The organism is Alishewanella maricola (assembly GCF_016343785.1).
Lineage (GTDB): Bacteria > Pseudomonadota > Gammaproteobacteria > Enterobacterales > Alteromonadaceae > Alishewanella > Alishewanella maricola.
Window position 1 is genome coordinate 121,390 of sequence record NZ_JAEINI020000007.1, and the last position, 21,406, is coordinate 142,795.

25 protein-coding genes and 1 tRNA gene are annotated in these 21,406 nt (G+C 43.4%); 13 read left to right on the forward strand and 13 right to left on the reverse strand.

The genetic code is table 11. The annotated features are described in order from the left end of the window. The first annotated feature begins 55 nt into the window (after positions 1-55). From phrB to JAO78_RS11820, 5 genes are read left to right on the forward strand one after another with little or no spacing between them, the layout of a single operon-like run. Positions 56-1,495 (forward strand): deoxyribodipyrimidine photo-lyase, encoded by a 1,440-nt coding sequence (gene phrB, locus JAO78_RS11800; RefSeq protein ID WP_226751562.1) that lies wholly within the window; start codon positions 56-58, stop codon positions 1,493-1,495. Continuing rightward, positions 1,488-1,919 (forward strand): nuclear transport factor 2 family protein, encoded by a 432-nt coding sequence (locus tag JAO78_RS11805; RefSeq protein WP_226751563.1) that lies wholly within the window; start codon positions 1,488-1,490, stop codon positions 1,917-1,919. Before phrB ends, JAO78_RS11805 begins: the two co-directional genes overlap by 8 nt. Before the next feature lie 45 nt (positions 1,920-1,964). Continuing rightward, a complete protein-coding gene (locus JAO78_RS11810; protein WP_226751564.1) occupies positions 1,965-3,218 on the forward strand; it encodes an NAD(P)/FAD-dependent oxidoreductase in 1,254 nt (417 codons plus the stop codon). Beyond that, positions 3,218-3,967, forward strand: a complete 750-nt coding sequence (locus JAO78_RS11815) for a DUF1365 domain-containing protein (protein WP_226751565.1) — start codon at positions 3,218-3,220, stop codon at positions 3,965-3,967. The genes JAO78_RS11810 and JAO78_RS11815 overlap by 1 nt, the downstream gene beginning before the upstream one ends. Beyond that, positions 3,964-5,208, forward strand: coding sequence for an SAM-dependent methyltransferase (locus JAO78_RS11820; RefSeq protein WP_226751566.1), 1,245 nt, complete (start codon positions 3,964-3,966; stop codon positions 5,206-5,208). The genes JAO78_RS11815 and JAO78_RS11820 overlap by 4 nt, the downstream gene beginning before the upstream one ends. A gap of 148 nt (positions 5,209-5,356) precedes the next feature. Here JAO78_RS11820 and JAO78_RS11825 read toward each other — a convergent pair whose 3' ends face one another. Further along, the gene (locus JAO78_RS11825) at positions 5,357-6,196 is read right to left on the reverse strand and encodes a CvfB family protein (protein ID WP_226751567.1); all 840 of its coding nucleotides are present in this window, start codon (positions 6,194-6,196) and stop codon (positions 5,357-5,359) included. Positions 6,197-6,298: 102 nt separating this feature from the next. Beyond that, positions 6,299-6,490 (reverse strand): DUF2061 domain-containing protein, encoded by a 192-nt coding sequence (locus JAO78_RS11830; RefSeq protein ID WP_226751568.1) that lies wholly within the window; start codon positions 6,488-6,490, stop codon positions 6,299-6,301. 213 nt (positions 6,491-6,703) lie between these two features. Between JAO78_RS11830 and JAO78_RS11835 the strand changes: the two genes are divergently transcribed. Then, positions 6,704-6,994 carry a hypothetical protein gene (locus JAO78_RS11835; RefSeq protein WP_226751569.1) on the forward strand — a complete coding sequence of 97 codons (291 nt, stop codon included), beginning with the start codon at positions 6,704-6,706 and terminating at the stop codon, positions 6,992-6,994. Between the two features lie 14 nt (positions 6,995-7,008). On the opposite strand, the gene JAO78_RS11840 is transcribed toward JAO78_RS11835, so the two are convergent. Continuing rightward, the gene (locus JAO78_RS11840; RefSeq protein WP_226751570.1) at positions 7,009-8,517 is read right to left on the reverse strand and encodes a DUF3413 domain-containing protein; all 1,509 of its coding nucleotides are present in this window, start codon (positions 8,515-8,517) and stop codon (positions 7,009-7,011) included. A gap of 7 nt (positions 8,518-8,524) precedes the next feature. Then, positions 8,525-8,749 carry a YejL family protein gene (locus tag JAO78_RS11845; protein WP_226751571.1) on the reverse strand — a complete coding sequence of 75 codons (225 nt, stop codon included), beginning with the start codon at positions 8,747-8,749 and terminating at the stop codon, positions 8,525-8,527. Between the two features lie 69 nt (positions 8,750-8,818). Here JAO78_RS11845 and yejK point away from each other — a divergent pair, with 69 nt between their 5' ends. Beyond that, complete coding sequence (gene yejK / locus JAO78_RS11850; RefSeq protein ID WP_226751572.1) at positions 8,819-9,856, forward strand: nucleoid-associated protein YejK; 1,038 nt, start codon at positions 8,819-8,821, stop codon at positions 9,854-9,856. Here the strand turns inward: yejK and JAO78_RS11855 are convergent. The 5 genes from JAO78_RS11855 to JAO78_RS11875 are packed head-to-tail and all read right to left on the reverse strand — an operon-like array spanning position 9,816 to position 12,768. Further along, entirely contained in the window at positions 9,816-10,037 is a 222-nt protein-coding gene (locus tag JAO78_RS11855) for a DUF2897 family protein (RefSeq protein WP_226751573.1), read from the reverse strand. The two genes, yejK and JAO78_RS11855, sit on opposite strands and share 41 nt — an antisense overlap. Further along, positions 10,034-10,726 carry a M15 family metallopeptidase gene (locus JAO78_RS11860; RefSeq protein ID WP_226751574.1) on the reverse strand — a complete coding sequence of 231 codons (693 nt, stop codon included), beginning with the start codon at positions 10,724-10,726 and terminating at the stop codon, positions 10,034-10,036. The genes JAO78_RS11855 and JAO78_RS11860 overlap by 4 nt, the downstream gene beginning before the upstream one ends. Beyond that, positions 10,723-11,886: a succinyl-diaminopimelate desuccinylase gene (dapE, locus tag JAO78_RS11865; RefSeq protein WP_226751575.1), complete on the reverse strand. Its 1,164-nt coding sequence runs from the start codon at positions 11,884-11,886 to the stop codon at positions 10,723-10,725. Before dapE ends, JAO78_RS11860 begins: the two co-directional genes overlap by 4 nt. An 11-nt stretch (positions 11,887-11,897) precedes the next feature. Further along, a complete protein-coding gene (locus tag JAO78_RS11870; protein WP_226751576.1) occupies positions 11,898-12,254 on the reverse strand; it encodes an ArsC family reductase in 357 nt (118 codons plus the stop codon). A gap of 7 nt (positions 12,255-12,261) precedes the next feature. Next, positions 12,262-12,768, reverse strand: coding sequence for a PTS glucose transporter subunit IIA (locus JAO78_RS11875; RefSeq protein WP_226751577.1), 507 nt, complete (start codon positions 12,766-12,768; stop codon positions 12,262-12,264). A gap of 528 nt (positions 12,769-13,296) precedes the next feature. Between JAO78_RS11875 and yfbV the strand changes: the two genes are divergently transcribed. Beyond that, the gene (gene yfbV, locus JAO78_RS11880; RefSeq protein ID WP_226751578.1) at positions 13,297-13,737 is read left to right on the forward strand and encodes a terminus macrodomain insulation protein YfbV; all 441 of its coding nucleotides are present in this window, start codon (positions 13,297-13,299) and stop codon (positions 13,735-13,737) included. A gap of 28 nt (positions 13,738-13,765) precedes the next feature. Here yfbV and xthA read toward each other — a convergent pair whose 3' ends face one another. Next, a complete protein-coding gene (xthA, locus tag JAO78_RS11885) occupies positions 13,766-14,581 on the reverse strand; it encodes an exodeoxyribonuclease III (RefSeq protein ID WP_226751579.1) in 816 nt (271 codons plus the stop codon). A 97-nt stretch (positions 14,582-14,678) separates the two neighbouring features. Between xthA and JAO78_RS11890 the strand changes: the two genes are divergently transcribed. Both JAO78_RS11890 and deoC read left to right on the forward strand, forming a co-directional pair. After that, complete coding sequence (locus JAO78_RS11890; RefSeq protein WP_226751580.1) at positions 14,679-15,386, forward strand: M48 family metallopeptidase; 708 nt, start codon at positions 14,679-14,681, stop codon at positions 15,384-15,386. A 235-nt stretch (positions 15,387-15,621) separates the two neighbouring features. After that, positions 15,622-16,353, forward strand: a complete 732-nt coding sequence (deoC, locus tag JAO78_RS11895) for a deoxyribose-phosphate aldolase (protein ID WP_226751581.1) — start codon at positions 15,622-15,624, stop codon at positions 16,351-16,353. Between the two features lie 341 nt (positions 16,354-16,694). Here the strand turns inward: deoC and JAO78_RS11900 are convergent. Then, positions 16,695-16,779 (reverse strand) — tRNA-Tyr (locus JAO78_RS11900). A gap of 108 nt (positions 16,780-16,887) precedes the next feature. Here JAO78_RS11900 and JAO78_RS11905 point away from each other — a divergent pair. After that, positions 16,888-17,364, forward strand: coding sequence for a VC2046/SO_2500 family protein (locus JAO78_RS11905; RefSeq protein ID WP_226751582.1), 477 nt, complete (start codon positions 16,888-16,890; stop codon positions 17,362-17,364). A 12-nt stretch (positions 17,365-17,376) separates the two neighbouring features. Here the strand turns inward: JAO78_RS11905 and JAO78_RS11910 are convergent, their stop codons facing one another. Together JAO78_RS11910 and JAO78_RS11915 are read right to left on the reverse strand one after the other, a co-directional pair. Further along, positions 17,377-17,853, reverse strand: coding sequence for a YchJ family protein (locus JAO78_RS11910; RefSeq protein ID WP_226751583.1), 477 nt, complete (start codon positions 17,851-17,853; stop codon positions 17,377-17,379). A gap of 148 nt (positions 17,854-18,001) precedes the next feature. Beyond that, a complete protein-coding gene (locus tag JAO78_RS11915; RefSeq protein WP_226751584.1) occupies positions 18,002-18,436 on the reverse strand; it encodes a SulA-like leucine-rich domain-containing protein in 435 nt (144 codons plus the stop codon). 152 nt (positions 18,437-18,588) lie between these two features. Between JAO78_RS11915 and JAO78_RS11920 the strand changes: the two genes are divergently transcribed. Both JAO78_RS11920 and JAO78_RS11925 read left to right on the forward strand, forming a co-directional pair. Next, positions 18,589-20,370: a GGDEF domain-containing protein gene (locus JAO78_RS11920; protein ID WP_226751585.1), complete on the forward strand. Its 1,782-nt coding sequence runs from the start codon at positions 18,589-18,591 to the stop codon at positions 20,368-20,370. Positions 20,371-20,419: 49 nt separating this feature from the next. Further along, positions 20,420-21,139 carry a DUF3581 family protein gene (locus JAO78_RS11925; protein ID WP_226751586.1) on the forward strand — a complete coding sequence of 240 codons (720 nt, stop codon included), beginning with the start codon at positions 20,420-20,422 and terminating at the stop codon, positions 21,137-21,139. The last annotated feature ends 267 nt before the right edge of the window (positions 21,140-21,406 follow it).

The window sequence follows — 21,406 nt, forward strand, 5'->3', positions numbered from 1 at the left end:
TAATTGCTGGAATTATTTTGACGTGCAAGCACGTCTAATTTGGATACAAAGCCTTATGAAAACACCCTCTGTCCATTTAGTCTGGTTTCGACATGATTTACGTTGTCATGACAACGAAGCATTGCATGCGGCCTTTAACGCGGCGGCGGCAGACAACGGTGTGGTTATCGCTGTGTTTATTGCTACCGCTAAAAGCTGGCAACAACACCATATGGCCGCTATACGTCAAGATTTATTGCGCCGTCGTGTCAAAGCATTAGAGAGCGAGCTGGCAGATTTAAATATTCCGTTAGTGATGGTGGAAGGTGTGGACTATGCTAGTTGCGCTAAGACGATTGCTGCCTTTATTCCTAAAGGACTGGTGGCTTTGTATGCACAGCGTGAGTACGAAGTGCGTGAGCAGCAACGCGATGAGCAGGTTAGCGCACTATTACAACAGCAGCAGATTGATTGTCATTGGTTCGACAGGCTTTGCATTATGCCCCCTGGCTCAGTGTTAACCCAGCAGGGGGATGTCTATAAAGTTTTTACACCATTCAAACGTAATTGGTTAGCAAAATATGCTGAACAAGGTGTGCATTGCTTTGCTAAGCCAAAGCCACAAGCGCGAACCTTTACTGACTTACCAACGTTTACCGTGATGCAAGAGGGGGATAACAGTTCATCGGCGTGGCCAGTGGCAGAGGCAGAAGTACTGCAGCAGATGCGCCTATTTTGTCAGCAAAAGGTGCAAGATTACACTTTGCAACGTGACCTACCAGCCGTGGATGGCACGTCACAGGTTTCACCTTACTTGGCGATCGGCGTGCTGTCAGCACAACAATGCGTCGCTCGCTTGCAATTAGAAGCCGGAGCTTCAATTTGGCAAGAGAAAAGTGGTGCTGCAGTCTGGTTATCTGAACTGATTTGGCGTGATTTTTACAAACACATCATGCTGGCATTTCCAAAATTAATTAAGCATAAAGCGTTTCAAGCGGAAACCGATCTTATTCAATGGCCGAATAACGCTGCCTTATTTGAAGCGTGGTGTCAGGGTAAAACCGGTTATCCGATTGTGGATGCTGCCATGCGGCAATTAAATCAAACGGGCTGGATGCATAACCGTTTACGTATGATCACGGCTAGTTTTTTAGTTAAAGATTTGCATATAGATTGGCGCTGGGGCGAGCAATACTTTATGTCGAAGCTCATTGATGGTGATTTTGCGGCGAACAACGGCGGCTGGCAGTGGGCTGCATCAACCGGTACAGACGCAGCACCGTATTTCCGTATTTTTAATCCAGTAACACAAAGTCAGCGTTTTGATGCCAATGGTGACTTTATCCGTAAGTTTATTCCTGAATTGGCGGCTAAATCGGCTAAAGATATTCATTGGCCGCATAAACCGATTACGCCTAAAGGTTATGCTGCTCCTGTGGTTGCACATGATCAAGTTCGAAAAATTACCTTAGCGCTGTTTTCAGCAGTAAAAAATCAGGAGAACCAGCATGCTTGAGCCGCGCCTACAGGCCTTTTTAGATTATTTTAATCAGATCTCAGGGCAACATACTATTGCACCAACAGCGCTCTATCATAAAGACGTCTGTTTTATTGATCCGGTGCAACAAATTCAAGGCGCAACTGCGTTACAAGTATACTTGAATCATGGTTATCAACGGTTGAACTATGCACGCTTTATGCCGGTATCTGGTTCTTGTTCGGGTGATGTCGGTTTTTTAAGTTGGGTGATGACGTACAGCCATCCTGCCATCGCTAAGGGTAAAGAAATTAGTGTTAAGGGCTGTTCAGAATTACGTTGGCAAGGTGAGCAAATTATCTATCATCGTGATTATTATGATATGACCGAAATGGTTTATCAGCAGATCCCAGTATTAGGTTGGTTAACCAGCCAAGTTAAACGTAAAATGGCTGCGGGTTAACCCGCTGTTTAAGCAGGCGTTCAGCCTGCCATTATAAGGAAAGTTATGCGCATAGCAGTAATAGGCGGCGGAATTTCTGGCATGTTAAGCTGGTATCTGTTGCAACATAAATATGATGTTACTTTGTTAGAAGCAAATGATTATCTTGGCGGTCACACTGCCACTGTTGATGTTGAAGTGCAAGGCAAGCACTATGCCATTGATACCGGTTTTATTGTTTTCAATAACTGGACCTATCCCATCTTCAATAAATTTATTGCTGAGCTTGCTGTACCTGCGTTACCAACAGAGATGAGCTTTTCAGTCAAAAATACACAAAACAATCTGGAATATAATGGCAACACTTTAGCCAGCTTGTTTGCGCAAAAACGTAATCTGCTTCGACCGTCTTTTTGGATAATGCTACGGCAAATCGTGCGCTTTAACAAATTGGGTAAGCAAATGGTTGCTGAAAATCATGCCGATCTGGATTTAGAATTGGGCGTGTTTTTAGACAAACATGGCTTTGGCCAAGGCATTCGTGATAATTATTTAATGCCGATGGGCGCAGCAATCTGGTCAGCCGGTTTAACCGATATGCCAAAATTTCCGGTGCGTTTTTTCCTTCGCTTTTTTAATAACCACGGTTTGTTAAATATTAATGATCGGCCACAATGGTCAGTGATCAAAGGAGGGTCTAAGCGCTACGTTGAGGCCCTGTTACAAAAGGTCGATGCTGCTAAATTACGCTTAAAGCAAAACATCAGTGGCGTGTCGCGCGATGCTATGGGTGCAACCATTCATTTTGCCGATGGCACAACCGAGCAATTTGATAAAGTGATCTTTGCTTGTCACAGCGATCAAGCGCTGGCTTTATTAAAAGATGCCACAGCACAAGAGCGGGAGATTTTGGGGGGAATTGCTTATCAACAAAACGAAGTTGTGCTGCATACCGACACGAATTTACTGCCAGTTCGCCAAGCGGCTTGGGCGTCTTGGAACTACAATCTTGATAGCCAGCAAAGTAATCAAGCGACACTGACTTATAATATGAATATTTTACAGCGCTTAGAAGCCCCCGTGACTTTTTGCGTGACGTTAAACAACAGCGCCAGTATCGCAAAAGATAAGGTATTAGGGGTTTATCACTATGCACATCCCGTGTATAACCATAGTACTATCGCCAGCCAGCAGCGGCGTCACGAGATCAATGGTGTGAATAATAGTTTCTTTTGTGGTGCCTATTGGTATAACGGTTTTCATGAAGACGGCGCTCGTAGTGCTGTCGATGTTGCCGCCTTATTAGGTGTAGATTACTGATGCAAGCAGGCCATGCGGTATATTGTGGTCGGGTAGGGCATAAGCGCTTTCTACCCAAGGTGCATGGCTTTAGCTATCCTTATGCGGCTTATTGGCTGGATTGCAGCCAGCTAAACCAAGCTAGTTTATCTGCAGTAGGCATCGGTTTTGAGCGGTTTGCTGCGATTAGTTTTCGACGTAAAGATTTTCTCGAGGGTGATAGCGACTTGGGGCAAGCTGTCCGCGCCAAAGTACAGCAGTTAGGCGGTAATGTGGCGATTAACCAGGTTTTCTTGGTATCGCCATTGGCAGGCTGGGGCGTCTATTTTAGCCCACTTAATTTATACTATTGTTACGATGAAAGCGGTCGTTGCTGTTATTTGCTCGCGGAGGTCAGTAATACGCCTTGGAACGAACGGCATTACTATTTGCAGCAATTGCAAGAAAACGCCAAGTTCTATGAACATGACAAAGTATTTCATGTTTCACCGTTTAATCCATTGGATATGCAATATCGATGGCAAATTCCCCAGCCTAGCGAGCAATTGTTTTGCAGTATTACGAATATCAAGCAAGCCCAAGCGGTGTTTAGTGCGTGGTTTACCCTACGACGTTTTGAGCTGACAGCCGCAGTACGCCGTAAGATATTGATCCGTCAGCCATGGCAAAGCGTACAGATCATGACTCGAATTTATTGGCAGGCTTTAAAACTAGTGTTTAAAAGGATGCCTATATATGGCCATCCTAAATCCAGAGGAACTGATGTATGAGTTTGTCGCTTAGTGAAAAAGCGGTGTTTGACAATCTTGGTTGGTTTGACCGGTTATGTCGTAAATTTACTTTGAATTTCCTCGGCCAATTACGTCACGGTGCCATCACGGTAATTGAAGCAGGGGTAGAACAACAATTTGGTGAAACGGGTGCTGAGTTACACGCCACGATAACAGTGGTTGATCCTGCCTTTTACCAAAAACTGGTGTTAGCTGGCTCGGTTGGTGGCGGTGAAGCTTATATTCATGGCTATTGGCGCTGCGACAACTTAACTGCCCTAGTACAAATTTTTGCCCGTAATTTAGCTGTGCTCGATAAGATGGACTCTACTTGGGCACGTTTGAGCCGTCCAGTATTAAAGCTGCTAAATTACCGCAATCGTAATACGGTCAGTCAGTCTAAACGCAACATTTCTGCGCATTATGACTTAGGCAACGCGATGTATAAGCTGTTCCTAGATCCTAGCATGATGTATTCCAGTGCGGTTTATCCCTCTGTTGATAGCAGTTTAGCCGAAGCACAGCAGCATAAGTTGCAACAAATTTGTGAGCGTCTGCAATTACAAGCCAGTGATCATGTGATTGAGATTGGTACTGGTTGGGGCAGTATGGCTATTTATGCTGCACAGCATTATGGTTGTAAAGTGACTACCACCACGATTTCACAACAGCAATTTGATTACACCCAAGACCGTATAAAAGCATTAGGTTTAGAGGAACAAATTACCCTGTTGTTTAAAGATTATCGCGAGCTTGAGGGTAGCTACGATAAGCTTGTGTCTATTGAGATGATTGAAGCGGTAGGCGATGATTTTCTCGATAATTACTTTGCCAAGTGCAGCAGCTTATTAAAACCCGATGGCATTATGGTGTTGCAGGCAATCACCATGGTCGATCATCGTTATGATCAATATGTGCGTGAAGTTGACTTTATTAAACGCTATATTTTTCCAGGCGGTTGTTTACCGTCCATTAGCCGGATGGCTACTGCGGTTGCGGAGCATACAGACTTAGTGATCCGTCAGGTTCAGGATATCGGTTTTGATTACGCTCGTACGCTAAAAGATTGGTGTGACAATTTTATGGCACAGCGCGATGCAGTACATAAATTAAATTATGACGATAACTTTATTCGGTTATGGCATTTTTATCTGTGTTATTGCGAAGGCGGCTTTCGTGAGCGTGCCACCAGCGCGGTGCATTTAGTTTGCACTAAACCAAATAACCGCAGCGTGATTTGAGCCAAATTTGGCTAAGAATAAAACCGGTCTGCTCAGCAAGACCGGTTTTTTTGTTTTACTCGCTGTTTTTAGCAAGAACGTCGTTTAGCGTGAAGGTCAATACCGTTTCAATGTGCCTCGTTTTGCACGAAGCGCAGGTGTTATTTATTCAAACTGACTTTTCAACCAGCAGCAAACCGGCAGGTGTGATAACAATTAGCTTGTCTTTATACAGGGCGCCAATGGCTTGTTTAAAGGTTTTTTTGCTAACACCAAAGGCATCGGCAATCAATTCTGGCGAGCTTTTATCCGTTAAAGCCAGCTTGCCGTCGTTTTGGCGTAAACGCTGTAAAATCTTTTCAGTTAACGCCTGAGCTTGCTGATAAGTGGCTTGATTTAGGCGTAAATCAATTTTGCCATCATCGCGAACTTTGGTGATCAGGGCGGTGTGGCGTTCACCTCGTTTTAGTGGGCGAAAAACTTCATTTTTATACAATACACCCCAATGTTGATGTTCAATAATCGCTTTGTATCCAATATCGGTTTGCTCACTGATCATCACTTGCACCTTATCACCGGTTTGGTAAGGCACAGGTGTTTTATGTAAATGACGATCTAATTTAGTCGAAGCAACAATACGATTACTTAAATCGACATAACAATACACTAGATAGTGCTGGCCCACTTTCAGCGGGATTTGCTGCTCGCTAAAGGGCACTAATAAGTCTTTCTTTAAACCCCAATCTAAGAAAGCACCCACCTTAGTACTGGCAACCACAGCTAAAGAGGCCACCTGGCCAACCATAATTTTCGGTTGCTCAGTGGTGGCAATCAGTTGATCTTCAGAATCTAAATATAAAAATACAGACAAGGGCTCGCCGATAACAATATCTGCGGGCGCCACGTTGTTCGGCAGTAGGATCTCACCCCAGCTTAATCCGTCCAGGTAATAACCAAACTTAACCTGTTTTTTTACGGTTAATGTATTCAGGGTACCTAATGCTATCATTTGTGCCTCATTATTCATTGTTTAAGTTGAATATTGTAACGGCTTTTTGCGGTGTGTGCTGTGCTAATTTCAACGGGTATGCTGCTTTCGTTGCTTATTAGTTTAAGCCGCAAAGCCTTGCGGTGTATTAGCCAGTTTAGACCAGATTTTTTCATGGAAAAAATAACCTACCGTATTTACCGCCGGTTCAACAATAGCAACCAAGCCACCGAGGATGAGATCGCCGGTAATTAAATAGGTCACTGCAAAAGCAATGGTAAAGTGCATTAGCGCGAAGGTGAGTGTCTTAATCATCAGTTACATCCTATCTCAATACGACGATCAAATGATAACACCTCTCATTTGCATTTAAAGTGAATTTTATTGCTTAGCATAAACAATAAAATTAATCAGCTTGGTAAGTCAATTGACGCCCGTGTTGCGTATACCTTATCTTGGCATGAGCGATAGGCTGTATAGCCTAAGTGATTTTCATTATCGCAGGGCAGAATATTTCGGAGAAACCTTATGGATTGCCGTGAATGGCTGGATATCAAGCAGTATGAGTTCCTGATGAACTATTTTATGCGTCGTCAACAACAACACGCTATGGCTGATTTGAATGAGCCTTACAGTTATGATGGTTTTAGTACCTATGATCAGCTGTACCAGCAAATTGTTAAAGAAGCAGAAGTGGCGTTTATTGAATGTTTTGGTGAACCGGCGCCGCCCATTGTGTTTACCAATTTATTTCATCTCGCCGAGCTTGAGTTAGCAGGTAAGCGGCCCCGCTTAAAAGGGCCGAAGATGATACAATAAGCAGTAAAGTGCAGTTAATCTTCTAAGCGCTTTAACGCATCGATAAGCATCGGTACGTCCAGTTTGTCATTCAGCGGCACTAAGGTGCCTGCTGACCAGACGCCATAGCTGCCATCTTGACGTAAGATAAGCATCTTATCTTTTCGGATACTAATAATATCTTGCTGGCTGATATTCAGTTTGGGTAAGGCTTTAGGTGCGAGCAAATTATCGCTAAGCCAGCGTTGCTGGCCATCACAGCCGGCCGCAGCAACCAAGGTGGGTAACCAGTCCAGCTGTTGGCTATTATGCTGTTTTAATTGTTGACTCAGTGCTGGCCAGCGGGTCAGAGCGGTGACGGGAGCCAGTTGGAACTTAGTATTATTGCTGTGTAACGGCACAATGACAATTTGGGCATATTGTTGATAGTCAGCCCAATTTTGCGTGGGATCCGCGTCAAATACCATACTAAAAGGCGTGAGAGTGGCCGACTCTGTTGCCCAAGGAAGCAACGCGCTGAGCTTAGGGTCGCGATTCACTACCGAAAACGCCTGGCTGTGAGAGGGTGATAACCAGCTCGGCCGCTGTTTAAGCGCTTCGGTGTCGCTTGCTTCTACCATAAATTGGCCATACAACACATTGAGCAGTGCTTCAGGGGCATTATTGGGGGCAAAATGTTGTTCGTGTAATCGAAATTGCTGCTGACGGAAAAAGTTAATCTGCGACTCGGTTAAGGGTTGGCTAAATAGCAGTAGTGTCGACTGTTGTGCCGGCAAGGTACAACGTAACTCACCGGTAAGTGGCAAACTAGTTTCTAAACTTAGCCGCTCGGCTTGGCGCTGTGCGCGTTGTGTTAAATCAACTAATTGATAGCGGGCTAACAAACTTTTTGCCGTAGCGGGATAAGAAAACGGTAAAACATTATCTTGGCGGGTAATGTCCCACTGCAACTTCGCATCAGCATAAATATGTAAAACATGGCTTAACATAAAACTGCCGAAAAACAGCATAAGTGCAGGTTTACCAATGCCTGATTGCCCTAAGCGGGTGATCTTTTTCCAGCAAAAGTTACTGATGGTCAGTTCTATGGCAAACAACATACTGCCCACTACGGCCACGATCAGCAAAAAGTTACGCAGGTTGGTGACTATTTGCTGGCGCAATAAATCAATCGTTTGATCATAAGATGCACTGCCTAGATGATACCCAAGCTGGTTATAAACGTAGGCGTCAAAGATTAATAGTACTAATCCAATACTGGCGAGCGCTGCGGCCAGGCCGCGAATATGGCGCTGATAGGGAAAAATTAACGACAATGGAAAGATGGTTAAAATAAAAAACATAAAGCAGATAAATGCGGTATGTCCTAGCCAGGTTAATACAAGATAACTCCAGCCAAGGAATGTCACAGGTAAAGGTTCTGCCCACCAGAAAGAGGCGGTAATCACTAAAGCGAGCAGCATATTAAAAAAGCTGAACCAGTGACCCCAATTCAGCAAGCGATTGACTTTTTTTACCAGTGACAGATTTTGTTCTAACACCATGTTAAGTTTACTGACGATTTACGTTGATGGCATCCGCTAATGCCCGATTAAATGATTCAGTGACCGCAGCGCGTTGTTTGGCGGGTACTGATGTATTAATAACATGGCTCACGGCATTGCCTAAACACATTAAGCTCAGCTCGGTAGTCGCCTGCTCATTTTGCAGGGTGTCGATAAGTTGATTTACCAGCTTTTCAATTTGGCTAGTCGAATATTTTGATACAATAGGCATGGATTACTCAGATAAACAAAGCTTAAACAGATAGAATAGTAACAGAATTCAGAAAAAACAGGAAAATTTATGTCGGTAGATATGCAACATCTGGCTATTAATTACATTGCGTTGACCGATAGTGGCGAACATCAAGCGCATTATCGTGACGGTTTGATCAGCAGTAACGTCGCCGTTGCCAACTTGGTAGAAACCCTACATCTGGCCTATAACGGCAAACCAGCTAAAGGATATGCCAGTTTTAATCCAGAGAAGTCCGCACGAGTGCCACAAGCATTAGCCGATTGGCAGGCTGATCAAACAGACTTTTTGGGTTTTGCCAAAGCCACTACGGATGCATTAGTGGTGGAATTAAGCCAACATCAATTACCTGAAACAGGTTATGTGTTACTGGCACATTATCGTTATTTAGCCAGCGATTACCTTTTGGTCTGCCTGTTAGGCAGTAAAGATCACTTTGAATTGTCGGAGCAACTCGAGTTAGCAACTTCACGGCATTTAGATATTGGCCGGATGCAACTGGCCGCACGTTTAGATTTAACGGAGTATGCTGTTAATGCGGCTAAAGGCAATTACATCAGTTTTATTCGTGGACGTGCAGGGCGAAAAGTGGCCGATTTCTTTTTAGATTTTTTAGGCTGTACCGAGGGCGCCGATGCACGAGTGAATAGCCAAAAAGTGTTGGCTTCAGTTGAAGAATACCTGGGTGCGGCAGAATTTGATGCCTCTGAAAAAACCAGCGCTCGGCGTCAGGTGTTTGACTACTGTGAAGAGCGCGCCAAGAGCGGGCAAGATGTGGTACTCACTGAGTTATCGGCGGTCGTTGATCCTGAGCAGAGTAATGGTTTCTTACATTATTGTGCAGAACAACAGCTCGATGTCGCTGAACAATTTCCGGTCGAAGTGAAAGAGCTGAAAAAAATGGTCAAGTTTAATGGTGCGGGTGGCGGCTTATCGCTCAGCTTCGATGAAAAGCTACTCGGGGAGCGGATAAAGTACGATATCAAAACCGATACTTTAGTTATTACGGGCACACCACCTAACTTGCGAGACCAGTTACAACGCTTTAGTCAGGGCTATTCGGCTTTTGATCAGGGTTCGGAGTAACCGTTTTACTCTGTGTTTGCTTGGCAGCGTCAGTTTGACTGGCGTTGTCAGGCTTGGCTTGCGGATCGGCTAGATCTTTTAAACTGGGCATTTTCATTTTAGCTGAATGTTTAATGAGCATGATATTGCCGATGATTACGCCAAAAGCGAGTGCGATGCCCCAAAATAACGGCCAATTCATATTTCTGCCTCACAAATGTTAGTGATAAAACGAGGATATAACTCCGGTAACATTTGCAACACTGTGGCTTGCTCGGCAATCGGATTATCCATCAAGGTTTGTTGTAATTGTTGTAGGGTTAGCGCTGCCTGACATGCACTGGCCAGCGGTTGATAGCTCAAATGCCAAGGCTCTGCCGCTACACCACCGCGAAATGCGCGATAAGGTAAAAAGAAGCCATAGTCAGCAGCATTCTGTTGTAACCACTGCGCTAAAGTGGCGAAAGGCCCATCGCCTTGATATTCGTCTGTACTTAACTTTACTTGATAATCTATTGGCACAGCCGCGGCATCATAAACATCTATTTCTGTTCCCCAGTGATGTCGACTTGCACCAGGTAGTGCCGAATAAAGCATAATCGCTTCAATACGTGCCTGCGCTGACAGTGAAGTCACATCAACCCGTTGTTGAGCATGATTAAAAACCGGACGTTGCCCCAAGCATTTTGCTTGCCAGATACGAGCTTGACGCTCGAAACTGCGCCAAGCCGATACCACGGCTAAATCAAAACCTTCATTAGCCAAGGCCGCTTTGAGTTGCAGAAATGCAGCCATGGCCTCTTGGTGAAGCCACTGCTGATTGCCGATATGTTGCATGGCTGAATTATCAAGCCCCGTTAACAGGGCACGGTTCAGTATTGCGCGGCTCATGCGGTTAAGCGTTGCTGCAAATTAATCAATAATTGCAGGTACACTTCAGTTAATTGGCAAAGATCGGCAATCGCCACACATTCATTTACTTTGTGGATAGTGGCATTGCAAGGGCCTAGTTCAATCACTTGAGCGCCAGTTGGGGCAATAAAACGGCCATCTGAGGTGCCACCTGTGGTTTCAAGCCGTGGCGTAATACCTCGTACTTTTTCAATCGCGGCCACCGTGGAGTCAACTAAATCGCCTTGCTCGGTTAAAAACGGTAAGCCATTTAACGTCCACTCTAGCTGATAATGTAAACCAAATTTGTCGAGTAGGGCATAGACTCGACTTTGCAGCTGCTCGGCATCCACTTCCGTGCTGTAACGGAAGTTAAACATGACGTTTAATTCTCCCGGGATCACATTTGATGCACCGGTGCCACCTTGAATATTGGCGATTTGAAAACTGGTTGCTGGAAAATAAGCGTTACCGTTATCCCAAATCTCTGTTGCTAAGGCGGCCAATGCCGGTGCCGCTTTATGAATAGGATTATCAGCTAAGTGTGGGTAGGCGACATGGCCTTGAATACCTTTTATGGTTAAGTGCCCTGTTAACGAACCTCGCCGACCGTTTTTTATCACATCACCCACTTGCAGATGGCTAGAGGGTTCGCCCACTAAACACCAACGAATTTTTTCTTGGCGTGCTTCTAAAGTTTCAATCACTTTGACCGTACCATTGATAAAGGGGCCTTCTTCATCGCTGGTAATTAAGTAAGCTAAATTAAAAGCCGGTGACGGTTCTTGTGCTAAAAATTGCTCAGTCGCAACAACCATCGCAGCTAAACTGCCTTTCATATCGGCAGCACCGCGACCAAATAAGGTATCGCCAATGATGGTTGGCTGAAACGGGGGGGTGTGCCATGCATCGACAGGACCGCTCGGTACTACATCGGTGTGACCGGCAAAACAAAATAACGGTTTGCCTTGACCATGGCGTGCCCACATATTGAGCGTATCGGCAAACGGCATCATCTCAATATTAAAGCCCACTTTAGCTAAACGTGCCGCCATCAGTTGCTGACAACCGGCATCTTCAGGTGTCACTGACGCCCGTTCAATTAACGCCATGGTGAGCGCTAATGTTGGGTTGCTGGCCGGATTGGTGAGATCAGTCATAAATGAATTACCTATTTTTCAGAAGAGGCAGATAAAGCAAGATAAGCTTGCTCATCAAAGCCCAGTAACAGTTGTTCGTTATGTTGTAATACTGGCCGTTTGATTAGCGCAGGTTGTTCTAGCATTAAGGCTAAAGCACGTGTTTCGTTGATCTCCGCTTTATCGCTGTCAGCTAACTTACGCCAAGTTGTTCCACGTGTATTAAGTAAATTTTTCCAGCCTAATTCCGCGGCGAAACGCGCTAGCAGTTCAGCGTCCAAGCCATCGGTGCGATAATCGTGAAATTGATAGGCTAACGCTTGTTGCTCTAAACAACGTCGGGCTTTTTTGATGGTGTCACAGTTTTTGATGCCGTATAAGATAATCATAATTTTTTTACTTTTTAAATTGCAGAACAAAAAGAGGATCTTGGTTGGCTAGCACTTGAGCTTGTCGGCTGAGTAACTTATCGAGTTTGCTCGGTAAAGATAAGCTCGCGACACAATACAGTTCATCGAGCACTAATTGCCAATACGCTAAGTCGATTTGCAATATCGGTGTACCTGCCTTGACTTCACGTGGTGCTCGGCACAGCCAATGTAAGCCTTTGCCGTGATCGATGCTAATAGCAAAAGGCAAATCGACGGTCAGCGTTAGCCCCGAAGTATGAGTAAAGATTAAACGACGTTCACCGGCTCTGGCTGTTGTAAAGTGGCCACTGAATGGAGCATAAAGCGTACCTTGTTGTAATTTACAGCATAAGGTCGCCGGAAAAATATCCTGCTGATACAGTAATTCAGGATGCATGCTGATCGGTAAGACCTGACCACTAAACGGGCTTTTAATAATAAAACCTTCTAGTGTGGTCCAATCTTGTTGCCAGATGATGACTGATTGCTGCACTGTTGCTCTCCAAGATCATGAAGCTTTGATGATAGCTTAAAGTTTTTGCAATATCAGCATCTTTCACTGCCTTATGTAGCCCAGCATTAAAGCGATAGCAGCGCTTTTGGCCATAAAACTGCTGCTTTTGCCGTATTTGCTCAAATTTGTAGCTTAATTAACGATTTCTACTAGCAAAAAAACAGTGGTTAAGCCATTAAACCGTTATTAACAAGCCTCATGTTGTCCACAGATTCTGTGAATAACATTGTGAATAACACGGTTTATCTTGTTTATCGTTCTGTATTTTATTGGGTTTTTATTTTGGCATATTCTTTGTTTAGTCTGTCATGATCGAAAAAGTACAGAGAACGTAAAAAAAGCAGTCTTTTGCTATCAATTTGGTTTAAATATCTTGTTGTTTATATTTTGTTAAATTTGAGGCGTCACTGTGTCTGTCATTAACGTTTCAATGGCATTTTTATTTTGTTTAGAACAATTAAAAGTATGCTAAAGTTATCAAACTAGGCCAGCACGGGAGTAGAGTAATTGCAGCTGATTCGTATTCTAAGCCAAGGTATTCGTTATAGTCGTACTTGGCCGACTAAACCAGAATTAAATGCTATTTTCCCTGAAAATAAAGTCATTTTCTTAACGCGTAAAGGCGTTCATTTTTTGCCGGTATTATCGGTAATTACGGCTTTAGTCCAATTCAAATTGCTTGGTGCAGAACATCTCGGTCAGATTATTGCCATGATGTTGTTTTTAGCCGCGCTACCATTGCAGGGTTTTTATTGGCTAGGCATACGAGCTGACAACAGTTTACCTCCAGCGCTGATAAATTGGGGAAACGAAATTCGTGAGCAAATCATCAAGCATGGCCAATTACAAAGCCAGCCTGGCTCGTTAAAAAGCTATTTCGATCTGGCTAAACTACTTCAACAGGCTTATCAGCAGTTAGACAATACGGTAATGCGCCGTTGGTTCTAACAAGACGCATTCATGACAGTGGCTCAAGCTAAGCTAAATTAAATACTGACCAAACAGGGGCGTGGTCAGACGGGCGTTCAATACCCCTGAGTTCATAATCGATGCCTGACTCAATACACTTAGCCGCCAGCAACGGGGTAGCCATAACCACGTCTATCCGTAATCCACGATTATCATCAAAACCCTTCGAGCGATAATCAAACCAACTGTATTGTGCGCCAGTTTCTGGATGCAGTGCACGGAAAGTATCAATCAAGCCCCAATCTTTCAATTGTTGTAGCCAAGCACGTTCTTCCGGCAAAAAAGAGGTCTTACCTTCACGTAACCAACGTTTGGCATTGGCTTCGCCGATGCCGATATCTAAGTCGATAGGCGAGATGTTAATATCACCTATTACGGCCACATAGTCCTTTTCGCTGTTATGCGAAGTTTCTAGGTAATGTTGCAAATCAGCGTAAAACTGAGTTTTGGCGGGGAATTTTATCGGGTGCTCGCGGTTTTCCCCCTGCGGGAAATAGCCGTTTAGCACAGTTAGGCGTTTGCCATCGGTTAAATCGAATTGTCCAATTAGCATTCGACGTTGAGCATCTTCAGTATCGCCGGGAAAACCATATTGCATTTCGCTGGCCGGTTGCTTACTCATGATGGCAACACCATAATGCCCTTTTTGGCCAAAATGATAAACGTGATAACCCATTGCTTGAACATCAGCTAATGGGAATTCACTATCATGAACTTTGATTTCCTGTAAACCAATAATGTCAGGTTGATGTTTTTCAATTAATGCTTGAAGTTGATGCAGCCTGGCGCGAATACCATTAATATTAAAAGAAATTATTTTCATACACTATCCGAATTAAGACCCGTTAACGCTTGTTGTTGATCATACCATGTAATCCAGATCAGCACGACCTGTGACAAACTCGGATCCGGAGCAATCTTTGGCAATATTATCTGGGCAAACAGCTTTGCCTTTTAACTATCAAGTCATCTACAGTCGGCGACGTTCTGTGCAATTGGCCATTAAGGCAGGGCAATTGACCATTCGAGCACCAAAAGGCACTTCAAGTCAGTTCATCTCTGCGTTATTAGCGCGCAAACAACAATGGATCTTGTTACACCTTGCTCGAACGGAAGCCGAAGCTGATAGCGCCGTGGCAGCGTTAGATCGTCATGAAATTTTAGTGTCAGGGCAATCGATACCATTTTGTTGGCAGTTAGCGGCCAAAGCCAATGTGGTAATGACGGAGCGTCAGTGTAAAGTATCGATCCCAACGCGGGTGAAGCCAGAACGACGTGCTTTATACCTGAATCGACAACTGCAAGAATATTTTGTACCTCTGGCTGAACAGTATTTTCAGCAAGCGGTAGCGTCTCAAGCTCAGCTTATGGGGTGTAAGCCAAAGGCAATCCGTATTGGTAACTGGCAGCGTAAATGGGGGTTTTGCAATAGTTTGTCAGAGGTAGGGTTTAATTGGCGCTTGATGCAAGCGCCTACTTGGGTAGCAGAGTATGTTGTTGTGCACGAATTAGCACATTTAACCCACATGAATCATTCAAACGCTTTTTGGCAACGCGTAACAAAGTTTTCTGCTGATTACAGGTTAGCGGAGCAGTGGTTAAAGCAACATCAGCGGTTGTTGTTATAAAAAAAACCGACCTTTACAGGTCGGTATCAAGATAAATTGATTAAAAGGAGAATACATCCAGGGATAACACACCTTTTAAGACCCACTGATTATGAAAAGATTCCATTGCGGCATAATTATTTATTAGATTTTGCATTAAATCGCTATTTTAGTTTAATCTCTGCCCTCACTAGGTGAGCATACCGCGATTAATTAGACGGTAATTAATAATAATGAAACAGACAGGCAACTAACCATGATGAATCCCCTTCGTTTATTGCAACTGCTTAAACTTTTAGATGTAACACGCTTACAAGATAACGATGATCAGCGTCAAATGACCGATTGGTTAGCCCAATTACCGGTAACTCCCGCGCCGGTGGCCGCATTATGTGTGTATCCTGAATTTTTAGCCGAGGCCCGTAAACATATTACGCAGTCTAATGAAACTGTGGCACTGGCGACGGTTGTTAACTTTCCAACTGGCGATCAACCCTTATCTACCGTACTAGCAGACATCGCTACAGCACGCCAAGCCAGTGCGACGGAAATTGATTGTGTTTTACCTTATCAAACCTTACTCAGCGGTAAAGAAACCGAAGTCGCTCAGTTTTTAGCTGCGGTGCGCGAAGCAAGCCAAGGTCTGTGTTTAAAAATCATTATCGAATCAGGTGAGCTATTAACCGCACAACAAATTACTAAAGCCAGTGAATTGGTTATAGATAGTGGTGCCGAGTTTATTAAAACATCAACCGGTAAAGTGCCGGTTGGCGTTACCCTGGAAGCGGCTAAAATCATCTTAACCAGTATAGCTGCCGCAGATCGCTCGGTAGGATTTAAAGCATCAGGTGGTGTCAAAACCGTTGAGCAAGCATTAGAGATAGTCAGTTTATATGAGCAAGTGACGGGTAAAACGGCACAAAGCGAAGGGCTACGTATTGGTGCCAGTACCTTATTAACTGAGCTATGTCAGCAACTTGCCAGTTAGTTACGGCCTTTTAACCAAAGACAACGTTATAGTCATTATCAATAAGTACGAGCAAGTACTGGCTGTTATGCCATTATTTGCTTTTGCTTATAAAGACAGTATTAATTAATCGCGACAATGAGTCAGTCGTAACAGCATTTTTTGCTGATAACACGATGAATTGAATAGGAAAGAGGCTGCTGAAGAAGAAATTGCTTGCGTTGCTCGCCTTTCAGGCAAGCGCCACGTTGTTCCGCTGGTCAATGCTGCGCATTGTCAAACCTGCTGAAGGTTCTCACCTTGCCCTAAGAGTGTTTTAAAGCGTTTTGATTTAAATTGAAGAAATTAGGCATAAAGAGAGATGGTGGAGGGGGAAGGATTCGAACCTTCGAAGGCAGTGCCGGCAGATTTACAGTCTGATCCCTTTGGCCACTCGGGAACCCCTCCACAAGTGCAGGCGCATATTATCAAATTCAGTTTTTAAGTAAAGCACTTTACTAAAGTTTTTTGACTGTTTGCCGATAAAGCAAACAGTTAGGCTAAAAAGTGTAGATAATGCAAGCAATCATTAACGAATGGCAACTGGGTACAACGCTTAACCAAGCACTGCAACAACAGCATCGTGCTGATTTTGCGTTGTGGTTAGCGGTGTTGTCTCCGGCGGTACAAGAAATGGCGGCTTTTTATACGCCATTACCTAAAAGCGTTGAGGTTAACGCAACGCTCTATCAGCAATTATCTGTGCGTCAACGCCGTAGTTTTGCATGGCAAGAAACTGATGCGGCTGTGTTAGCGCAACTTAATCGATCTGCGCAAACGAGTTTACGCCAATTGAAATTACAAAGCGCTTTAACCCCTGAGCCTTGGGTTAGAAAAGATGATGCCAAAAAATTAGATGGTCGCTTGATGAGTAATTTAGATCAGCATGCTATACGTCGTCTAAGTGGCAAGGAACCACCGATCCAAGAAGGGGACGAAACCGTGTTATATGAAATGCTGCAAGAACTGAATGCTAACCCTTTACCGCTTTAGTGCTTCTTGATCTTATGCTTGACCGCTTATTAGATGAGTTTGACAATGTTTCACTTTTATCAATGAACCACACGGGCAAAGCTCATTACGTTTTAACTTATGGCTTGGTGTGGCTGACAGTTTGCCACTGTGGTAATACCATTTATCAATAAATTCAAAAAATGATTGTTCTGTGATCACTTCAACGGTGTTATCGATAATAAAGTAGGCTTTGAAACTTACTTCACCTTTATGCATATTCTGGTTGCTCTCGCTGATCGCTAACTTAAAAAAATGCACACTATCAGCAAACTGTTGAATTTCTTCTATCAATTCAGCTGAACGTTGTGTTGGATGCGTAGTCTGGTAAACATAGTCAATCTGACCAAGACAATAGGCCGTGTAACGTGAACGCATTAGGGCTTCACAATTTGGTGCTAATTCACCTTCTAATACATAAGGGGCACAGCATTCAATAAACGGTTTTTTTGAACAGCAATAACACAGCATCGTTATCTCCACATTAATGCGTGCTAGTTTACCCCTAAGCCAGCTCAGGGTGTTTCACTTTATTGATGATTTATCGTTTTTTGTTAAGTATTGTGATGCATAGCTTAGATAAAGTATGTCACTTGTCACTTGTCACTGATATAGAGTTTTAATGTTGTTTCACCATTGCCTGTGTTAAGGGATACAACGCAGTTTGCTGCTTCTCTGCTAATTGCGCTAATTGCGTTGCTTCCTCATCAGTTAATTCACCACCATGCAACACAACTTTACAGCTAGCACTGTTTATCGCGCGTTGTACCGTTTTCGCTAAATCCTTAACCTGGTGCGGATGAATCATTAAGATTTTTTCTAGAGGGATCTGGCAGCTTGCCCAAAAATTTTTATTAGGTTTCACTTTCGGTGCAATTAATACAATCCAGCCGTCCACATCGCGGTGTTGCTGTAACAATTTTAAGAGTTGAAGTTCAGTGTTATTGCGCTGTAATAAGGTGAGTGGCGGTATTGATCCAGTATGACTCGTGTTTAACGTTTTGCTGGCACGAGATGGGGTATTGGATTGTAAAATTTTGGTGGTGATAAGCATGTAAACCTCTAACTGGTTATTTATACAGTGTACGCTTATACAGTAGTTTTTGTTCAAATAAAAAGCAAGTGTTTTGTGTTTGTTTTTTTAGTCATATCGCTGTCATACAACCTGCATATTCTTTTCATTGTTGTTAATTTTGGATTTGATGTATGGCAACTTCAGAACAGTCTTGTACTGAGCTAAAAAGTATTTTGCAGGCCCGAGCGCTACAACCGCTATTTCAACCTATAGTTGCTTTAAATTCGGCGCAGATCTTCGGTTATGAGGCGTTAATTCGTGGCCCATCGAACAGCCTGCTGCATTCGCCGTTGCAACTTTTTAAAACTGCGCTTTCTTGTAATGCTTTAGCCGAGTTAGAACTGCTGTGTCGAGAGCTGAGTATTGCGGCTTTTGCTTGTGCTGCTGTTTGCGGTAAATTATTTTTAAACGTGAACCCCTTGCTGTTACTTACTGCTGATCATCCTAGTGGGCTAACCAAAAGCATGTTGCAACAAGCAGGTTTAGATCCGTCACAAGTCGTGATTGAGATTTCTGAGCAATACCAAGTTGAAGATGCTAGCTTACTGATTAAGGCTGTAAATCATTATCGTGATCTGGGTTTTTTAATTGCCATTGATGATTTAGGGAGTGGCTTTTCGGGTTTAAAACTTTGGTCAGAGTTGCAACCTGACTTTGTTAAAATTGATCGATACTTTATTAGTGAGATTTATCGCGATCCAACCAAAAAATCATTTGTAAAAAATATTATCAGTTTGGCAAAAGCAACGGGTTCATTAATTATTGCAGAAGGGATTGAAACGGAAGAAGAGCTCTTGCAATGTAAAGAACTTGGAGCCGACTTTGGTCAAGGTTATCTGCTAGGGCGCCCGCAAGTCTCTTTTTTAACGCAAATCAGTAGTAAAGTCATCATGGGGGCGAAACCTCCATTACCCAGCCAACATAGTGTTCTTTCGCTGCTGATTGATATTGCACCGATATCAACATCGCTAACCGCGTTACAAGTGGCCACGCTTTTTGAGCAAGATGCCAGATTGCAAACGCTGGCTGTGGTAAGTAATAACAGGCCTGTCGGTTTAGTGTGTCGTTCGGAGCTGCAAGCGCTTTTCTCACAACATTTTGGTCGAGCGTTACATGAACGAAAAACGATTGGTCAGATCATGAATACTAACGCAGTCATTGTCGATGCAGACTCTAGTCTCGATGATGTAAGTAAAATTGTTGCTGAAAATGAATACAGTGCCGCAAGTTGGTATTTCATTATTTGTCGTCATGGTCATTATTTAGGTTTAGGTTCGGTACGGCAATTATTAAAAAAAGTCAGCGAAGAGAAACTCCAGCTTGCACGTTACGCAAATCCATTGACCTTTTTGCCCGGTAATGTGCCTATATATTTAGAGATTGATAAATGGTTATCTAAGGGGAGTGTGTTTGCCGTAGCTTACTTAGATCTAAATCACTTTAAACCCTACAACGATATCTATGGTTATAGTAAAGGTGATGCGGTATTGCAGATGTTAGCCGAGATTATCCAGCAAAATGCCCAAGGGGTAGCGTGTTTCGTTGGCCATATAGGAGGGGATGATTTTGTGCTGGTCAGTGATACTGTTGTTATTGAGCCACTGTGTCAGGCGATTTTGGATGAATTTGCTGTACGTATTTTGGTTCACTATGAACCTGAACATGTGCAACAACAAGGGATCCATGCTTTAAATAGAATGGGCGACTCTTGTTTTTATCCTATGCTGTCATTGTCTATTGGCGTGGCTTTTCCTGATCCTACTTTATGTCATACACATCATGATGTGGCGGCTTTGAGCACTTCAGCTAAGTTTAATGCTAAACAAATGGGTGGTAACGCGCTATTCTTATCCAGACGTCGCGGGCCTGCTCAACTGCATTCCAACTTACTGGCTAGACCATCTGCAGATTGATTTAGGCTAGAATATCCCATCGATATGTTATTAAGGTAATTCAGAAGTAATGATTTTAGATGCATTTGTCAGTCGTCATGGCGACGCCTTTAGTTTTACACGTCAGCACTCCTGTAATTTTGCCAAGAAGATCGCGGGTGATTTTAATCCTATTCATGATGTTGACGCTAAAAGGTTCTGTGTCCCAGGTGATTTGTTATTTAGTTATTTACTTACCCGCTATGGAGTAAGCCAACAACTGAATTGTCAATTCTCCGGTATGGTCAGCGCCGATGTCCTTTTACACTGCGAGTTGTCTGAAGGGAAAATTCAAGTATGTGATGAACAGGGGCGCGTTTACCTTACGGTACAGTTTTCTGGTGAGCACACCCATGATATCGGGGTGATCGAACCGTTGTTTCAAGATTATGTGCAATTTTCAGGTCAAAACTTCCCGCATATTCTGCAACCGTTAATGGAGCAGCAAGGTGTGATGATTCATCCACTGCGTCCTTTAGTTATTTATGAAAGTATGGCATTAAGCTTCACGACGTTACCCACAAGTAAAGTCGAACTCAGTCTTGCCAGCAGTAAATTAGATATAGAGGGTAAAAGAGGTAACGTTACGCTTAACTTTATATTGACTGCAAAGGGTGTGCAGATTGGTAAGGGTGAGAAGAAAATGATTTTAAGTAATCTTCAGCCTTATGATGCTACAGAGATGCAGCGTATGGTTGATGAATATAATAATCGTAAGACCTCTGCGGGTTGTGGCAATTTCGATTTATAAGCCCTACAACAGCTAAAAAGTGTCAATTTTAGCTGTTTAGTTCAAAAAATAGCCGAACAAACTCTTTTTTTAAAATTATGCTTGCAGGCTAAATTAAACTCCCTATAATGCGCATCCACAGACAGGGACAACGGCAACGACATCCTGTCTGCGAAGCGAAAGCTAACTGAGGCAAACGCCTCGCTCTGAATACAGAGCACGCTCTTTAACAATTCGCAATCAATTATCTGTGTGGGCACTTATGATGATGTTCGTTAAAACGAAATG

Coding starts and splice junctions, on each gene's coding strand:
- phrB (WP_226751562.1), top strand. CDS start 56: ATGAAAACACCCTCTGTCCATTTAGTCTGGTTTCGACATGATTTACGT.
- JAO78_RS11805 (WP_226751563.1), top strand. CDS start 1,488: ATGCTTGAGCCGCGCCTACAGGCCTTTTTAGATTATTTTAATCAGATC.
- JAO78_RS11810 (WP_226751564.1), top strand. CDS start 1,965: ATGCGCATAGCAGTAATAGGCGGCGGAATTTCTGGCATGTTAAGCTGG.
- JAO78_RS11815 (WP_226751565.1), top strand. CDS start 3,218: ATGCAAGCAGGCCATGCGGTATATTGTGGTCGGGTAGGGCATAAGCGC.
- JAO78_RS11820 (WP_226751566.1), top strand. CDS start 3,964: ATGAGTTTGTCGCTTAGTGAAAAAGCGGTGTTTGACAATCTTGGTTGG.
- JAO78_RS11825 (WP_226751567.1), bottom strand. CDS start 6,196: ATGATAGCATTAGGTACCCTGAATACATTAACCGTAAAAAAACAGGTT.
- JAO78_RS11830 (WP_226751568.1), bottom strand. CDS start 6,490: ATGATTAAGACACTCACCTTCGCGCTAATGCACTTTACCATTGCTTTT.
- JAO78_RS11835 (WP_226751569.1), top strand. CDS start 6,704: ATGGATTGCCGTGAATGGCTGGATATCAAGCAGTATGAGTTCCTGATG.
- JAO78_RS11840 (WP_226751570.1), bottom strand. CDS start 8,517: ATGGTGTTAGAACAAAATCTGTCACTGGTAAAAAAAGTCAATCGCTTG.
- JAO78_RS11845 (WP_226751571.1), bottom strand. CDS start 8,749: ATGCCTATTGTATCAAAATATTCGACTAGCCAAATTGAAAAGCTGGTA.
- yejK (WP_226751572.1), top strand. CDS start 8,819: ATGTCGGTAGATATGCAACATCTGGCTATTAATTACATTGCGTTGACC.
- JAO78_RS11855 (WP_226751573.1), bottom strand. CDS start 10,037: ATGAATTGGCCGTTATTTTGGGGCATCGCACTCGCTTTTGGCGTAATC.
- JAO78_RS11860 (WP_226751574.1), bottom strand. CDS start 10,726: ATGAGCCGCGCAATACTGAACCGTGCCCTGTTAACGGGGCTTGATAAT.
- dapE (WP_226751575.1), bottom strand. CDS start 11,886: ATGACTGATCTCACCAATCCGGCCAGCAACCCAACATTAGCGCTCACC.
- JAO78_RS11870 (WP_226751576.1), bottom strand. CDS start 12,254: ATGATTATCTTATACGGCATCAAAAACTGTGACACCATCAAAAAAGCC.
- xthA (WP_226751579.1), bottom strand. CDS start 14,581: ATGAAAATAATTTCTTTTAATATTAATGGTATTCGCGCCAGGCTGCAT.
- deoC (WP_226751581.1), top strand. CDS start 15,622: ATGATGAATCCCCTTCGTTTATTGCAACTGCTTAAACTTTTAGATGTA.
- JAO78_RS11905 (WP_226751582.1), top strand. CDS start 16,888: ATGCAAGCAATCATTAACGAATGGCAACTGGGTACAACGCTTAACCAA.
- JAO78_RS11910 (WP_226751583.1), bottom strand. CDS start 17,853: ATGCTGTGTTATTGCTGTTCAAAAAAACCGTTTATTGAATGCTGTGCC.
- JAO78_RS11915 (WP_226751584.1), bottom strand. CDS start 18,436: ATGCTTATCACCACCAAAATTTTACAATCCAATACCCCATCTCGTGCC.
- JAO78_RS11920 (WP_226751585.1), top strand. CDS start 18,589: ATGGCAACTTCAGAACAGTCTTGTACTGAGCTAAAAAGTATTTTGCAG.
- JAO78_RS11925 (WP_226751586.1), top strand. CDS start 20,420: ATGATTTTAGATGCATTTGTCAGTCGTCATGGCGACGCCTTTAGTTTT.